Annotated in this window: 12 protein-coding genes; 8 read left to right on the forward strand and 4 right to left on the reverse strand. The window is 51.6% G+C overall.

All coding sequences use genetic code 11. From position 1 onward, the window contains the following. Window positions 1-162 precede the first annotated feature (162 nt). Together Q0X64_RS07915 and Q0X64_RS07920 are read left to right on the forward strand one after the other, a co-directional pair. Window positions 163-1,959, forward strand: a complete 1,797-nt coding sequence (locus Q0X64_RS07915; RefSeq protein WP_297811003.1) for an assimilatory sulfite reductase (NADPH) flavoprotein subunit — start codon at window positions 163-165, stop codon at window positions 1,957-1,959. Further along, window positions 1,959-3,659, forward strand: a complete 1,701-nt coding sequence (locus tag Q0X64_RS07920; RefSeq protein WP_297811007.1) for an NADPH-dependent assimilatory sulfite reductase hemoprotein subunit — start codon at window positions 1,959-1,961, stop codon at window positions 3,657-3,659. Before Q0X64_RS07915 ends, Q0X64_RS07920 begins: the two co-directional genes overlap by 1 nt. A gap of 203 nt (window positions 3,660-3,862) precedes the next feature. On the opposite strand, the gene ettA is transcribed toward Q0X64_RS07920, so the two are convergent. Beyond that, window positions 3,863-5,521, reverse strand: coding sequence for an energy-dependent translational throttle protein EttA (ettA, locus tag Q0X64_RS07925; RefSeq protein ID WP_297811010.1), 1,659 nt, complete (start codon window positions 5,519-5,521; stop codon window positions 3,863-3,865). 156 nt (window positions 5,522-5,677) lie between these two features. After that, the gene (gene dacB / locus Q0X64_RS07930; RefSeq protein ID WP_297811014.1) at window positions 5,678-7,075 is read right to left on the reverse strand and encodes a D-alanyl-D-alanine carboxypeptidase/D-alanyl-D-alanine-endopeptidase; all 1,398 of its coding nucleotides are present in this window, start codon (window positions 7,073-7,075) and stop codon (window positions 5,678-5,680) included. 287 nt (window positions 7,076-7,362) lie between these two features. On the opposite strand from dacB, the gene Q0X64_RS07935 reads away from it, so the two are divergent. From Q0X64_RS07935 to Q0X64_RS07955, 5 genes are all read left to right on the forward strand, one after another. After that, window positions 7,363-7,821 (forward strand): hypothetical protein, encoded by a 459-nt coding sequence (locus Q0X64_RS07935; RefSeq protein WP_297811017.1) that lies wholly within the window; start codon window positions 7,363-7,365, stop codon window positions 7,819-7,821. A gap of 124 nt (window positions 7,822-7,945) precedes the next feature. Beyond that, window positions 7,946-8,923 carry an HPP family protein gene (locus tag Q0X64_RS07940; protein ID WP_297811020.1) on the forward strand — a complete coding sequence of 326 codons (978 nt, stop codon included), beginning with the start codon at window positions 7,946-7,948 and terminating at the stop codon, window positions 8,921-8,923. A 143-nt stretch (window positions 8,924-9,066) separates the two neighbouring features. Further along, window positions 9,067-10,218 (forward strand): cysteine desulfurase family protein, encoded by a 1,152-nt coding sequence (locus Q0X64_RS07945; RefSeq protein ID WP_297811025.1) that lies wholly within the window; start codon window positions 9,067-9,069, stop codon window positions 10,216-10,218. Window positions 10,219-10,325: 107 nt separating this feature from the next. Next, window positions 10,326-10,595 (forward strand): hypothetical protein, encoded by a 270-nt coding sequence (locus Q0X64_RS07950; protein ID WP_297811028.1) that lies wholly within the window; start codon window positions 10,326-10,328, stop codon window positions 10,593-10,595. A 73-nt stretch (window positions 10,596-10,668) separates the two neighbouring features. After that, window positions 10,669-11,856, forward strand: coding sequence for a YbfB/YjiJ family MFS transporter (locus tag Q0X64_RS07955; RefSeq protein WP_297811031.1), 1,188 nt, complete (start codon window positions 10,669-10,671; stop codon window positions 11,854-11,856). Window positions 11,857-11,885: 29 nt separating this feature from the next. On the opposite strand, the gene Q0X64_RS07960 is transcribed toward Q0X64_RS07955, so the two are convergent. Both Q0X64_RS07960 and Q0X64_RS07965 read right to left on the reverse strand, forming a co-directional pair. Continuing rightward, entirely contained in the window at window positions 11,886-13,259 is a 1,374-nt protein-coding gene (locus Q0X64_RS07960) for a heavy metal sensor histidine kinase (protein WP_297811034.1), read from the reverse strand. Next, a complete protein-coding gene (locus Q0X64_RS07965; protein ID WP_297811037.1) occupies window positions 13,240-13,923 on the reverse strand; it encodes a heavy metal response regulator transcription factor in 684 nt (227 codons plus the stop codon). Before Q0X64_RS07965 ends, Q0X64_RS07960 begins: the two co-directional genes overlap by 20 nt. A 144-nt stretch (window positions 13,924-14,067) precedes the next feature. Between Q0X64_RS07965 and Q0X64_RS07970 the strand changes: the two genes are divergently transcribed. After that, window positions 14,068-15,819, forward strand: a complete 1,752-nt coding sequence (locus tag Q0X64_RS07970; protein ID WP_297811040.1) for a copper resistance system multicopper oxidase — start codon at window positions 14,068-14,070, stop codon at window positions 15,817-15,819. Window positions 15,820-15,825: the final 6 nt, after the last annotated feature.

Genomic DNA, 15,825 nt, shown 5'->3' on the forward strand with positions numbered 1-15,825 from the left:
GTAAAGCAACTGTTCAATAGTACAACACGGTTGGCAATTGTGACATCGCCAAGCATTGCATATTTATTTTTAATATAAACAAACTCTTAATATATATTTTATATCTATATGTAAATTTGCTATTTTGGATATATTGATTAAAAACAGAAAGATAAGCCATTAATGAATATCAGATTAGATAATGCGCCTCTGACAGATGATCAAATAGAACAACTTAACCTGTTGCTGCAAGGTATGGAAGGCTGGCAGGTGGAGTGGTTATCCGGTTATCTGTCGGGGTATCGGGCCGCACAACAGGCAATCAATGAGCCGGCAGTGACGATGGAATCCGTCAGTGCTGAGCAGCCGGTGTTGACCATTCTCTATGGTTCACAAACTGGCAATGCCGAAGATCTGGCCGAGCTGCTGGCCGAAAACGCCAAGACACATGGCATTAAAGCCAGCGTCGTTGATATGGCTGCCTATAAACCCAAGCAACTGAAAAAAGAGCAGTACCTGGCAGTCTTATCTTCGACCCATGGTGAAGGCGATCCCCCTGATAATGCGCTTGATTTCTATGAATTCCTGCAAGGTCGTAAAGCGCCCAAACTGGCAGGTTTGCAATACAGTGTTTTGTCGCTGGGTGACTCAAGCTATGAGTTCTTCTGCCAGACTGGTAAGGATTTTGACAGCCGTCTGACTGAACTGGGCGCTGCGGCTATTGTGCCCCGTGTCGATTGTGATGTGGATTATGACGATGCGGCCGAGGCCTGGATCAATGATCTGGTGAATGCCCTGGCAGAGTCAGCACAACCCCAGCAGGCCAGCACTGCAGTGGCGGCCAAAGCCGCTACAAAGCAGTCTCAGTATGATCGCAAGCATCCTTTCCCCGCTACAGTGATGACAAGACAAAAGCTCAACGGCCGTGGCTCTCAAAAAGAAGTGCTGCATATCGAACTGTCACTGGAAGAGTCTAATCTGCAGTATCAGCCCGGTGATGCTGTCGGGGTGTATCCGCAAAACGACCCGTATCTGGTGGCCGAGCTGATTGATCTGATGGGCTTTGACCATGATGAGAAAGTGGAACTGGACGATGACACGTACAAACTCAGCGAGGTGTTACTGCATTACCGGGAAATCACTGTCTTAACAAAGCCTTTACTGGAAAAATGGGCTACGTTAAGCCAGTCAGAATCTTTACAACAACTGCTGGAAGATAAAAGCGCTGTCAACGACTGGCTGCAGGGACGGGATCTGATTGATCTGCAGCAACAGTATCCGCTGGGGGATGTCACCGCCAGTGAGTTTGTGGATCTTTTACGAAAATTACCGCCCAGGTTGTATTCGATTGCTTCCAGTCAGGCTGCGGTTGAGGATGAAGTGCATCTGACTGTCGCCACAGTGAGATATACCGCCCACGACCGGGCGCGAAGCGGGGTGGCTTCAACCTGGCTGGCCGATCGGCTGAATGAAGAGGAAACCGTACCGGTTTATATAGACGGCAATAAAAATTTCAAACTGCCGCAGGATGATAATGCGCCCATCATCATGGTCGGGCCCGGCACCGGTGTCGCACCATTTCGAAGCTTTATGCAGGAACGTGAAGAACGCGAAGCCAGTGGAGCCAACTGGCTGTTTTTCGGTGATCAGCACTTCCTCACTGACTTTCTGTATCAGGTGGAGTGGCTCGGCTGGCGTGATTCCGGCCTGCTGACCCGGCTTGATGTGGCGTTCTCACGTGATCAGGAAGATAAGATTTATGTTCAGCACCGGCTGCGCGAACGCGCCGCTGATATCTGGCAATGGTTGCAGGACGGCGCTTATTTGTATGTCTGTGGTGATGCCGTCAGTATGGCGCCGGATGTCAACGAAGCACTGCTGGACATTATCAGTGAGCAGGGCAAGATGAGCCGCGACGAGGCGAATGATTACCTGCGTAATTTGAGCAAAGATAAACGTTACCAACGCGATGTGTACTAATGAACGATAAACTCTCAGAAGCCGAACAACTGAAACTCAGCAGCCGTTATCTGCGTGGCGCCATTGCTGAGGGCCTGGCCGATATCGCCACCGGTGCGATTTCCGAGGATGACAACAAGCTGCTTAAATTCCATGGCAGTTATCAGCAGGATAACCGCGATCTGCGTGACGAGCGTCGCCACCAGAAGCTGGAGCCGCTGTATTCATTCATGATCCGGCTGCGACTGCCGGGTGGCGTGTTAAGCCCGGCACAGTGGCTGGGGCTGGATCAGATTGCCGATGACTGCGCCAACGGCACCTTGCGACTGACTACGCGCCAGACTTTTCAATTTCACGAAGTGCTGAAAAAAGATCTGACGCCACTGATGCGTCAGGTCAACGCGCTCAAGCTCGACACCAAAGGTGCCTGCGGTGATGTGAACCGTAATGTCGTCACCAACGTCAACCCACATTTATCAGCAGCGCATGAAGCGGTGCATCAGGCTGCACATGAGATCAGCAATCGGCTCAACTGGCAGTCGGGGGCTTACAGTGAGATCTGGCTGGGTGAAGACTGCGTATATCAGGATGGCAAATCGGAAGAACCGTTTTATGGGGAGCGCTATCTCCCGCGTAAATTCAAAATCGCCATTGCCATTCCACCAGATAATGACTGTGATGTGCTGGCTAATGATATCGGCCTGATTGCGATTATTGAACAAGGTGAATTGCAGGGCTTTAACATAGCAGTGGGTGGCGGTTTCGGTATGAGTTATGGCGAGCCGGGCACCTATCCAAGGCTGGCCACGGTGGCGGGCTTTGTCGAAAAAGAACGGATCGTTGATGCCTGTGAAGCGATTGCCGCAATTCAGCGTGACAACGGCGACCGCAGTAATCGTCTGCATGCCCGCTTCAAATACACCATCGACGACAACGGCCTGGACTGGTTTCAGCAGCAATTTGAAAGCTATTTCGGTGCGCCGCTGCAGGAGGCCAGAGCATTTGAACTGACTGCTAACGGCGATCGTTTTGGCTGGACCGAGGACGACACGGGGGACTGGCATCTAACCCTGTTTATTCCTGGTGGCCGTGTTGTGGACAGAGAAAGCAGCCCGCTTCGCACCGGTTTACGGGAGATTGCTGCAATTCACCAGGGTCAATTCCGGCTGACCTGTAACCAGAACCTTGTGATCGCCAATGTCACTGCCGAACAAAAACCTCAGATAGCAGCGCTGGTAGAAAAATACCAGCTTGATGATGGCACTCGCGGTAAGCCGCTGCGTCTTAATGCCATGGCCTGTGTGGCGTTTCCCACCTGTGGTCTGGCAATGGCCGAAGCTGAACGTTATCTGCCTGAGTTTATTGAAAAGCTGGAGGGTCTGGTCGAACAGGCGGGCATTCCCGATCAGCTTATCAATATCCGCATGACCGGTTGTCCCAATGGTTGTGGTCGCCCGTACCTGGGTGAGATCGGCCTGACCGGTAAAGCGCTGGGGAAATATAACTTGTATCTGGGTGCAGACTTCAGTGGCCAGCGTCTTAACCGCCTGTATCTGGAAAATGTGGATGAAGAGACAATTCTGGATACGCTTAAGCCAATGATCAAGCAGTTTGCTGATGAGCGTGAGCAGGATGAACACTTCGGTGACTTTCTGGTACGCAAGGGCATCGTCGAAGCCGAGCGTAGCCCGGCAATGATGCATCAGCCGCTTAAAAAGTAGCGGTATAGAAAGCACAAAGGCACAGATGGAAAGCGTCCGCAGATTACGTAGATGGGCACAGATTAAACCAACAGCAACAAATAACAGGCGTTGGCCGGTTAGGCAGCTCCTAATCAGCTACACAACGTCGTCAGTCTGGTTTTTATATCTAGGAAAATCAGCGTAATCTGCGGATTTATTTTGTCTGCCTCTGCGGATAGAGCCTAGCTGATGCGGCGGTATTTAATCCGCTCAGGCTGGTGATCCTTGCCGAAACGCTTCTGGTAGTCTTCAGCGTATTCGCTGTAGTTGCCCTCAAAGAAAACCACGTTGGAGTCACCTTCATAGGCAATGATATGGGTACAGATACGATCCAGGAACCAGCGATCATGCGAAATCACCACGGCTGAACCAGGGAAGGCCAGCAGCGCCTCTTCCAGGGCACGCAGGGTTTCCACATCCAGATCATTGGTGGGTTCGTCGAGTAACAGGACATTGCCGCCGGATTTGAGCAGCTTGGCCATATGCAGGCGATTGCGCTCACCACCGGACAGAGCACCGACATATTTCTGCTGGTCCGAGCCCTTGAAGTTAAAGCGGCCGCAGTAGGCGCGGGCAGGGGTCTGGTAGTTACCCACCGTGATCATATCGGCGCCGTCAGAGATTTCCTCAAACACAGTTTTTTTGCCATCCAGTTCGCGTGACTGGTTGACATATGCCAGTTCCACCGTGCTGCCGATTTCAATTTCACCGGCATCCGGTTGTTCTTCACCACTGATCATACGGAACAGGGTGGATTTACCGGCGCCGTTGGCGCCGACGATACCGACGATGGCACCCGCAGGGATCGACAGTGTCAGATCTTCGAACAACAGCTTTTCACCATAGGATTTGGTGACATTGTTCAGCTCAATGACCTTGTCGCCCAGACGCGGACCGGGTGGAATGTAAATTTCCTGGGTTTCGTTACGCTTTTGAAACTCACGGGAGTTCATTTCTTCGAACTGCTTCAGACGCGCCTTGGATTTCGACTGGCGGCCTTTACTGCCCTGACGTACCCACTCCAGCTCGGCCTGAATGGCCTTGCGGTGGGAGGCTTCTTCCTTGGCTTCCTGTTCCAGACGTTTGTCTTTCTGCTCCAGCCAGGAAGAGTAGTTACCTTCATAAGGAATCCCCATGCCACGGTCCAGTTCCAGGATCCAGCCAGCAGCATTATCAAGGAAGTAGCGATCGTGGGTAATCGCTACCACGGTGCCGGTATATTCCTGCAGGAAACGCTCAATCCAGGCGATGGACTCGGCATCCAGGTGGTTAGTCGGCTCGTCCAGCAGCAACATATCCGGATGATCCAGCAGCAGGCGGCACAGCGCAACGCGGCGGCGTTCACCACCGGAAAGCACCGATACCGGCTGATCCCAGGGTGGCAGTCTTAAAGCATCGGCGGCACGTTCCAAAGCATTATCAAGATTATGACCATCTTTGGCCTGGATCAGGTTTTCCAGCTCACCCTGCTGTTTGGCCAGCTCATCAAAGTCGGCATCGGGTTCAGCATAGGCGGCGTAAATCTCTTCCAGCTTGGCCAGCGCGTCTTTGACGTCAGAGACCGCTTCTTCCACCACTTCCTTAACCGTCTTATTGTCATCCAGCTCCGGTTCCTGCGGCAGGTAGCCGACGTTGATACCGGGCATGGGTCTGGCTTCACCGACATAATCCTGATCGACACCGGCCATGATGCGCAGCAGCGATGACTTACCAGCACCATTGAGGCCCAGCACGCCAATCTTGGCACCCGGAAAAAATGACAGGGAAATATCCTTGAGAATTTCGCGTTTCGGCGGCACGATTTTGCCGACGCGGTTCATACTGTATACGTATTGCGCCATGATTGAATTCCAATAAAAACTTGAATGACGGGGGCTTGTGCACGACAGCGCTGTTTCGCAAAAACTTTTTGCCTGGCAGCGAATCATTCAGCCTGAAAACGCAGAATTCTACATCTCCGGACGTCGGAATGCGAATCTGTGGCTTAGCAAAATCTGTTATTTGGCTGCGTGAATTGCTTTATAAAACTGTCGCTCAAAAGCGCGGATTTCACGTTTTTCATGACGATGATAATCAGGGTGATGATAATTGGTCACCATCTGTACAAATAACAGCGGCTTGCCTGCTGCCGTCGACATAATACCGGCAATGTTATAGGTGCCGTAGAGGGTGCCGGTTTTGCCCCGCACCCGGCCTTTGAGTGAATCAATATAGAGGCTGTGACGATAGCGCAGGGTGCCGCTTCTTCCGGACTGGGCCATCGCCTCCACCAGCCCCAACTCAGGATGGTCGTGAATATACTGCAATACGGCCATGACCTGCTGGGCACTGACACGGTTATTGCGTGACAGACCGGAACCATCAGCCAGTGCAGCATTGGCCAGATCGATACCGGCTTGTTCTTTGAGCACCGCTTTGACGGCAGCGACCCCATTATCAAATCCCCCAGCCTCATCAAAATAACTGTAGCCAATCATTTTGAGCAGGTTATCAGCAATCAGATTATCCGAATCTTTGAGCATTTCATCGAGCAGTTCGGGTAAGGCTGCCGACTGCTGGCGACCGATGATCTGCCCCGAAGCCCGGTCATTGCGGATAATCTTGCCCTGCAGTTCGATGCCGGCATGTTTAAGTTCACGGCGGATGACGTCAGCAGCATAGAGTTCGGTGTTTTGAATCGCAAAGTTGAGAAAACGGGGGATTTTGTGGCGGCCCAGACAGCCACCCAGGGTGTACTGATTGGTGTTATCGGCCTGCAGCCGGAATTTGCAGTAGCGCTTTTCCAGCCCGTCGGTCAGTTCCAGCTTATCGATAATTTGGATAGGCGCGTCACGGGAAATTTCAAAACCCAGATTACGGCTGTTGTTGTCGGTGAACACCATTTTGGCAACGGCGCAGTTGTCATCCAGGGAAATACTGCTGGACGGCGCGCTGTAACAGACGCCGAGGTTATCCCAGGGCAGACCGTCGGCCAGTTCAAAATGGTCGAAAGTGGCACCGTTAAGATATATATTGCCACGAATCAGCGAGGTTTCGCCCTTGAGCTTATTGACCAGTTTGCGAATGTCATCGCGACGAAGGGAAGGGTCACCGCCAAAACGGAAAATGACGTCACCATCTTTCATTTCAATATCGGTATTGAATCGAAAGTCAGCGCCCAGTTGCAGCCTTGCAGCAAGTGCAGTGATTAATTTCAGCACACTGGCAGGGGGCCTCAGGATGTCGGCATCGTGCTGATAGAGCGTTTTACCCGAGGTTGGATCAGCCACCATTAAGCTGGCCTCGGCCCCTGCGGGCAGCATGGCAATGCTGTCGTCGCCAAAACTCAGGCTGCTGTCAGCTGATAACTGCAGCGGCAACAATAGGGTAATACTCAATAAAAGCGATTTCAGCATAGTTATCAGGGCGTTTTGCAAAAATTTAAGTTCTAAAACTGAAAATTATTCAGTTCATTCAAGCAGAGTCTCCATAGATTCCTGCTCAATGTAAAGCCCAAACAAGTTGTGGCAGTGGGAAACGAAAACAGATCAAAAGCTTAGCGCGTAAAAAGCACAAAACCACTGTCATCAGTGGAAAAAATAGTGAACTAGCCGTCCGCTACTGACAAAAATAATGATCAAACTTTACAAACGGCGTCAGTTCCAACAAGGTAGGAAATTATGCTTGATGGAGGTGCGAAATCTTGTTGGAAGAGAGCATTATCACACTTGCCAGGCATCGCCTGAAATGGCTGAAAGTCCTGGTTGCGGACAGGCAGGCACCCTCAGTCAAAGTGCAGAATGCCTTTTATGAATTGACTGGCCTGACCAGCCTGCGCTTTGTCAAAGATAACGGCCTTCCCGAAAAAACCCGTTACGAGCTGGTGTTAATCGACAACCTAGCAATTCTCACTGTTAAACACTCGCATCCGGATGTACTGCAGTTCTTCTCCAAAGAAACCCAGAATCTGGCCGTTTATCTGGATATGCCAGCGCGTGAACTGGTGGATCTGATTTTCAAAGACGGCGCACGCTTCAATAATGAAGAAGCCGTGTCGGTAGCAATTCACCGGGGACTGGTAGAAAACGTTAATAATGAAGAGCAAGCCTATGAAAAGCTGGCCTCTATCGAAAAACGACTTGAAGGTAAGAACATCCCATAATCCTCAGTTCTCGTTATCGTTAATCATTCACTCATCAATAAATCGGCATTTAAAATACTAATTCTCTGGTAATCCCTCCCGGTGACGGTTAGAATCTGCACCATTTTTGTGCGGTATAACCATTATGTCATTGAAAGCTGTCATTTTTGAGGTTTCGCACTGGCTGGGAATAGAGCGAAACCAGACCAGTCACAGCGAAAAACTTATCTCAGCGCTGGGCGCCGCGATGGCTATCACTTTGACCGCCTGGCTGTCATTACAAAGTGGCCTCAGCAGTGATGGTCAGCTATTAATCATCAGTTCCATGGGGGCCTCGGCCGTGTTGCTGTTTGCTGTGCCTCACGGCGCGCTCTCTCAACCCTGGCCGGTGCTGGCTGGACATCTGATATCAGCCTTTATCGGCATCAGCTGCGTCCAGTTTCTAGCGGCAGATTTGTGGACAGCCGGCATCGCCGTGGGGCTGTCAGTCGCGGCAATGTATTATCTGAAATGCATTCATCCACCGGGCGGCGCTTCTGCGCTTACTGCGGTTGTGGGCGGCCATACGGTGCTGGAGATGGGCTATGGCTTTCTGCTGTCACCGATTTTGCTCAACGTCATTGCCATCCTGCTGATCGCTGTCAGCTTTAACTTCCTGTTTGCATGGCGGCGTTATCCGGCGCATTTCAATACCCGTTATAGCAAAGAGCCTGATATCACTGTGCCACTTTCGGACTTTGTGCTCACCACAGAGGATTTCCACGCCGCCATCGAAGAACTGGACTCTTTTGTTGATATCACTGAAGAAGGCCTGACCGAACTGCTGGAAAAGGCGAAACAACATGCGCAGTCCAATATTGAGCATCCGGGCCGCATTCAGCGCGGGCATTTCTACAGCAATGGTAATATCGGCAGAATGTGGAGCATTCGTCAGGTCATCGATGATGTAGGCTCACAGGCCTCGACCAAAGATTTGGTGATATACAAAACGGTAGCCGGGCAGGGGGCCTATTCAACCGGCTACTGCGACCGTGAAAGCTTTCGAAGCTGGGCCCGCTTTGAGGTGATTGAACAGGATGGACTCTGGTTCAAACGCAGCGGCGAAAAAACCGGAAAATCATAAATTCCCTAGTTTCATGTTTTGCTTTCAGTCCGACAATGTCCATTCGTCAGGCGTATTAGGGCTAACTGCATTGTCACACTGATCAAATAATCCCTATCATATAGGGCTTATCGACAGATTATTTATTCAGCAGGCGTTATTTCATGCAGTTTGGTTCATCCATCTACCTTGATTATCAGGCCACCACACCGCTTGATCCGCGGGTCATTGACAAGATGTCCGCCAGCTATGAGTTGAGCTTTGCCAACCCGCATTCCACTCAGCACCTGCTGGGGCAGGAAGCGGCCCGGGAGATGGACCAGGCACGTGCCGAGATTGAAAATTTTATCGGCGCTGAAGCAGAGGAAGTGATTTTCACCTCCGGCGCGACAGAAGCCAATAACCAGGCCATTGCCAGTGTGTTAATGGCCAGTAAAGGCCAGCGAAAAACAGTGCTGATCAGCGCCATAGAACATAAATGCATTAAAAATGCTGCTTATTTTTATGCCGATAAATTTGGCGCGGTAGTGCAGGAAATCCCGGTACTGTCCACGGGCCTGATAGACCTGGACGCTTATCAGGCGATGCTGTCTGATAAGGTGTGTCTGGTCTGTGTGATGGCCGTCAATAATGAAATCGGCACCATCCAGGACATTCCGCTATTGGCTGAAATGGCTCATCAACAGGGTGCTCTATTTCATTGTGATGCCGCACAGGCTCCTGAAGCTGTCGATATTGACACCAGACACTGGCAGGTGGATATGCTGAGTCTGTCAGCGCATAAGGTGTATGGCCCCAAGGGGATGGGGGCGCTGTTTATGAAAAACCTGCTGCAGGCGAGCCTGCCGCCTTTAATTCAGGGCGGCGGCCAGCAGGCAGGCATGCGCTCAGGCACGGTGCCGACGGCATTGTGTGTGGGGTTTGCAGAAGCGCTGCGCCTCAGCCGTGAACAGGCCATAGCGTCCAGAGCCCGACTGACGATGTTACGACAACGGCTGATTGAGGGGCTTGAGCAGGCCGGTATCGCATTCAGCCGCAATGGCAGTGCTGAGTTTTGTCATCCGGGCAATCTGAATATCCAGTTTGAAGGCATTGATGCCAGTCAACTTATCGAAGTTATGCAGCCGGATTTAGCAGCCTCCACCGGTTCAGCCTGTAACAGCGAGATGGTGCTGCCTTCCCATGTGCTCAAGGCGCTGGGCCTGAGCGATGAAGCTGTCACGGCTTCTATGCGGCTAAGCCTGGGCCGCTTCAGCGATGAAAGCCAGATCGACCGGGCGGTTGAAGTGATAGCAAAGGGTATCAGCCAGCTATAGGCCGCATGAGTTATCGCTGATTGATCAGCGCTGCGCGTGATCCGTGTCACAACAATCTGATTGCAGATCTCTCATCATAGTGGCCCCTTCAGAAAAACAGGTTTTTCATGAGTCTTTCTGACAGAACCAAGCTTGAAGAAAACGACACCTATATCGAAATAGCCCGCAAATACCCCCATATCGGTAAAAAGATTGATGCCTTCTGGGGCAGCGAGTTTTTTGAACCCTATATTGACTCCCTGTTCACCGAAACCCGTGATGGTCAGCGCAAAGGCTTTCCCATGGCGGATGTGATGGCCCTGCTCAGTCTGCGACTGCTGCATGAGTCAGAATTCGATATTAAGCGGAGCAGGGATGTCTGGGACTCCAGCCGCTGAAGTTCTTTTCGCCAGCCAGCGAGGCTAGCCTGTTACAATCAGCCGCTTCGACTTCAGCCAGACAATCGCTATCGTGAGCGCCACATCTGAAACTCTTTCCCTGCTAAACCCGCGGTTCAAGGTGATTGCTGCAGGTATTTGTGCGCTGATCCTGACAGTAGGCGTCGCCCGTTTTGCCTACACACCATTTCTGCCGCTGATGCTGACGCAAACCGAGTTATCGACTTTTGCCGGAGGCTGGCTTGCCACGTTAAATTACGCCGGTTACCTGTGTGGCGTGGTGCTGATTTCACTAATGCAGCGGCTTGATTTCAAGTTTTATTTCTATCGAATCAATCTGCTGGTCGCACTTGTCAGCACGCTGATGATGGGACTCACAACGGATATCCTGCTCTGGAGCCTGTCTCGTTTTATCGCCGGGGTATCCAGTACCGCCGGTATCATTCTCGCAGCAGGGTTTGTGATGACATGGCTTAAACGTCACGGATTCAAAGCCCAGTTGGGTATTCATTTTGCCGGTTTGGGGCTGGGCATCGCTATTCCCGGCATGCTTATCGTGTTGATGAATGCTCATTTCAACTGGGCTCAGCAATGGCAACTGATGGCTTTGTTTGCATTGCTGTTTTTTATTCCTGCCTGGTTGTGGATGCCAGCCCCCAACAAAATACAGACGACTGACACCGCGCAGCAGCCTCAACCAGGTAAGCAATGGCTTTGGCTGATGATCGCGGCATACTCCTGTGCCGGCGTTGGCTATGTGGTCAGTGCCACCTTTGTGGTCGCGATTCTCGAGACCATGCCGCTTTTGCAGGGCAAGGGTGACTGGGCCTGGGTATTACTCGGCCTCGCTGCCATACCCTCCTGTATTGCCTGGGATAAAATCGCCAGCCGTTTTGGGGAAACCCGTGCCCTGATAGCCAGCTATATCGTTATGCTCATTGGCATTACTGTGCCGGCTTTGAGCTCAGGCCTGATACTGAACTTGATTGGCGCTGTGCTGTATGGGGCGACATTTGCCGGCGTGGTCAGCCAGATGCTGGTCTACATCGGTCATCAGTTTCCGCTGAATCCGGCCAAAGCCATGGCAAAACTCACTATCGGCTATGGGGTCGCGCAAATCGTCGCACCGCTAATCGCTGGTTATATCTCCACCCTGACCGGAAGCTATATTGGTTCCTTATGGTTTGCAGGCGTCGCCATGCTTTTGGGTATAGCCTGTCTATGGAAAATTCACCGGCTTTCTGTCCAGGGCCTGAAATAAAATGACTGACGCTGACGGCCTTTGCTCCTTTACCGTGACGGAAAAATTAGGCTGAACCGTATCTGCTGTCCGTCACTATTAAACGCCACTTCGCCACCATGAGCCTGGACGATAGATTTTACTATCGCCAACCCCAAGCCCGTCCCTTTATTCTCGGTCTCCCTGGAACGGTAAAAGCGATCAAATAGCTTCAATTCATCTGTGCCGGGCAGGAGTTCACCCGGGTTGGTGACATGAATACAGATTTTTTTTTGCCGCGTTTCAATCTCGACATCTATGCGGCTGCCGACGGCGCTATGTTTGATGGCATTGGTCATCAGATTAGCGATCGCCCGACGCAACATCAGTCGGTTGGCTAACAAGGTGGCCTCACCGTGACAGAACAAGCCAATCTGTTTTTCCTCGGCCAGGATTTGATAAAACTCCATCAGATCCTTGATTTCATTGGCCAGTTGAATGGGTTCAAGATCCGGTAATTGCTGGCTATTGTCGGTTTGTGCCAAAAACAGCATGTCCGCAATCATTTGACTCATGCGTTGCAACTCGTCCATGCAGGAATACAGCACTTCACGATATTCTTCGGGCTCTCTGGACGCCGACAGTGCGACTTGTGTCTGGGTCATCAACGAGCTTACCGGAGTGCGCAACTCATGAGCGATATCCGAAGAGTAGTCCGCCAGGCGCCCGAAGGCCAGATCCAGTCGCTGCATCATGGTATTGAGTGAGTCGCATAGCTGCGCCAGTTCCTTTGGCACTGCACGGGTGTCTAGCGGATTATTCAGCTGTGAGACAGATAGCTTACGAACGCGTGCCACTATCTCCGCCAGGGGGCGCAGCGAGTAGCGAATCGCGACCCAGCCCAATATCGTCGACATCACAATAGCGGCCAGCAGGATCAGTCTCAGGCTGTGATTGAACTGGCTTAGAAAGCTTAGGTGGTAGTCGATAGCTATCGCCACCGTAATATGAAAGCGTTGACCTGCTGTGGTTTCAAACAAGTGATAACGCAGCCGGTAGTACTGCTTATCGGCTGTCTCCAAAGTAAATGACTCGTCGGTCGACTGCCGTTCGGGTGACCACTCCAATACTGTCTTTGCGGAAGGATCACTGAGGTAAAGCAGCTCTCCCTGGGCAAAAGAAACCTTCAGCAACGGATGATGATGGCCAATCAGAATATCTTCAAAGCGCTGGCCGAGATTAGCATTGCCCTGGCTTAGAGCTTTTTCGACCTGATCAATAATCGCCTGCAGTTCGGCGTTGTCACCGACTTTGAAGTGGTGGCGAATTGCCGTTTCTACAAACAGGCCCAGGCTGCCGAATACTATGATCATGATCAGTGCGAATAGCCAGGTCTGCCGGGCTGCCAGGGACAGTGATTTAAACTTAGTCCTCAAAGCTTGCATCGCACAAATACCCCATGCCACGGACGGTGTGAATCAATTTTTGTTCGAAACCTTCATCGACCTTGGCGCGTAGTCGCCGGATAGCGACATCAATGACATTGGTATCGCTGTCAAAATTGATATCCCAGACCATGGAAGCAATCATCGATCGCGGTAAAACCTGGCCTTTGTGCTTGAGCAGCAACGTCAGTAAGCTGAATTCTTTGGCGGTAAGCTTGATCAACTGGCCACCCCGGTGCACGCGACGCCCCATCAAATCAATTTCCAGATCAGCCAGCGTCAGCCGGGTATCCTGCACTGGCTGCTGGCTGCGTCGCAACAGCGTTCTGATGCGGGCAAGCAACTCTGCAAAGGCAAAGGGTTTGACCAGGTAGTCATCGGCCCCGGCCTCAAGACCTTTGACGCGGTCTTCAATGCTGTCTTTTGCCGTTAATAATAAGACCGGCGGCACGGCAGCTTGTGACTGTATTTTTGTTAAAACCTGCAGCCCATCCATATCGGGCAGCATACGATCCAGAATAATCAGATCAAAGGCGGTATTAGCCTGTTCATGAATGCCATCCTGACCATACCGGACCCAGCTCACCACAAACGATGCTTCGCTCAGCCCCTGGGTCAGATACTGTCCGGTTTTTTCGTCGTCTTCAATAATTAACAGGCGCATTAAGCATTCCAAATAAATTCAGTCTGACAAGTCATAACTGTCAGGCTGATGAAGCCAAGATGACAATTTTGTCATTTTTTTGTCAGCTTGCTGAAAGTGTGGCTTTGCTAATTTAAAAGCATCATTGAAAGCAACACGATAGTTATGACACAACAACATAAGCAACAGCGACGTCATTTGCTGCAGGCATTGGCCTCCGCTGGCCTGTTGAGTACGGTTTATCCACTGATGCCAGCCTTGGCAAAAGAGGCGAGGCCCCGGCTTGTACCGGGTCAAGCAGTAGGTAACAGCGATATTTTCGACTTTACCATTGCCACTAGCCGTCTCGAAATCGACCAGCAACTGACCTCACAGGCCATAACCATTAACGGCACTTTACCGGCACCATTACTCAAGCTCAAGGAGGGCAGGGAAGCCGTGCTGCGCGTGCATAACAGTCTGGATGTAGATACCTCCATACACTGGCACGGCCTTTTGCTGCCTTACCAGATGGATGGTGTACCGGGCATATCCTTCGCCGGCATCAAACCGGGACAAACTTTTGAATATCGTTTCCCTGTAGTGCAAAACGGCACCTACTGGTATCACAGTCATTCCGGGATGCAGGAACAGCTGGGGCATTACGGGCCGCTGGTGATAGAACCCGAAGCAGGCGATCGCATCAGCGCCGATCAGGATCATGTCATCCTTTTATCTGACTGGACGTTCGACGATCCGGCACAGGTCATGCGTAATCTGAAAGTCGCCGAAGGCTACTATAACTACGACCAGAGAACAGTCGTGGATTTTTTTAACGATGTCGAAACCCTCGGCTGGCAGGCCGCCTGGCAGAAATCAGCGATGTGGGGACAAATGCGCATGAGTCCGCGCGATATTCTTGACGTCACCGGCAGCGAATACACATACCTGATTAACGGTAAAGCAAGCTCGGCTAACTGGACCGGACTGTACAAGCCGGGAGACAAAGTCCGTCTGCGCTTTATCAACGCCTCGGCAATGACTTTCTTTGATGTAAAAATACCCGGACTGGCCATGACCGTCGTTGCTGCGGATGGTCAGCCTGTCCAGCCGGTCAAAACCGATGAATTTAGAATCGGCGTGGCAGAGACTTACGATGTCATCGTGGAACCGACAGCCCAGGCCTATACGGTTTTCGCCCAGTCTCAGGATCGTAGTGGTTTTGTCAGCGCCACGCTGGCGAGCCGCTTTGGCCTGACGGCGCCGGTACCTCCAATGTACCCCCGCGTTGAACGTGGAATGGAGGCTATGGGCGCCGGTCATGCCATGCATGACATGATGTCGTCAGACGGTTCGCATAACGACATGATGCATAAGGGTCATCACCACAACGAAGCTATGACAGAAAAAGGCGGCACACTGTCACACGGCCCGGACAATCATGGTCCGGGGGCTGCCATGGTGGTCGATAAACCCAGTTTCAGACTTGATGAACCGGGGGTAGGCTTTGAGCATGTCAGCCATCGTGTATTGACCTATTCACAACTGAAAAGCCACGCTGGCTGGCCGGACAAACGCGCTCCTGCGAGGGAGATTGAGCTACACCTCACCGGCAATATGGAACGCTACATGTGGTCATTCGATGGAGAGAAGTTCTCTGAGGTCGACGGTCCCATCCGCTTTTATAAAGATGAGCGTCTGAGACTCATTCTGGTCAATGACACCATGATGGATCACCCGATTCATCTCCACGGCATGTGGATGGAGCTGGAAAATGGTCACGGCGATCTCAGGCCCAGAAAACACACGATTATTGTTAAACCCGGTGAGCGGGTATCCGCCCTGATTACGGCGGATGCTTTCGGTGACTGGGCTTTCCACTGTCATCTGATGTATCACATGAAAGCGGGCATGTTCCGCGTTGTGTCAGTGGCCTAGGAGTGT

The sequence above is a fragment of the uncultured Methylophaga sp. genome, from assembly GCF_947259025.1.
GTDB lineage: Bacteria > Pseudomonadota > Gammaproteobacteria > Nitrosococcales > Methylophagaceae > Methylophaga.

Coding starts and splice junctions, on each gene's coding strand:
- Q0X64_RS07915 (WP_297811003.1), top strand. CDS start 163: ATGAATATCAGATTAGATAATGCGCCTCTGACAGATGATCAAATAGAA.
- Q0X64_RS07920 (WP_297811007.1), top strand. CDS start 1,959: ATGAACGATAAACTCTCAGAAGCCGAACAACTGAAACTCAGCAGCCGT.
- ettA (WP_297811010.1), bottom strand. CDS start 5,521: ATGGCGCAATACGTATACAGTATGAACCGCGTCGGCAAAATCGTGCCG.
- dacB (WP_297811014.1), bottom strand. CDS start 7,075: ATGCTGAAATCGCTTTTATTGAGTATTACCCTATTGTTGCCGCTGCAG.
- Q0X64_RS07940 (WP_297811020.1), top strand. CDS start 7,946: ATGTCATTGAAAGCTGTCATTTTTGAGGTTTCGCACTGGCTGGGAATA.
- Q0X64_RS07945 (WP_297811025.1), top strand. CDS start 9,067: ATGCAGTTTGGTTCATCCATCTACCTTGATTATCAGGCCACCACACCG.
- Q0X64_RS07950 (WP_297811028.1), top strand. CDS start 10,326: ATGAGTCTTTCTGACAGAACCAAGCTTGAAGAAAACGACACCTATATC.
- Q0X64_RS07960 (WP_297811034.1), bottom strand. CDS start 13,259: ATGCAAGCTTTGAGGACTAAGTTTAAATCACTGTCCCTGGCAGCCCGG.
- Q0X64_RS07965 (WP_297811037.1), bottom strand. CDS start 13,923: ATGCGCCTGTTAATTATTGAAGACGACGAAAAAACCGGACAGTATCTG.
- Q0X64_RS07970 (WP_297811040.1), top strand. CDS start 14,068: ATGACACAACAACATAAGCAACAGCGACGTCATTTGCTGCAGGCATTG.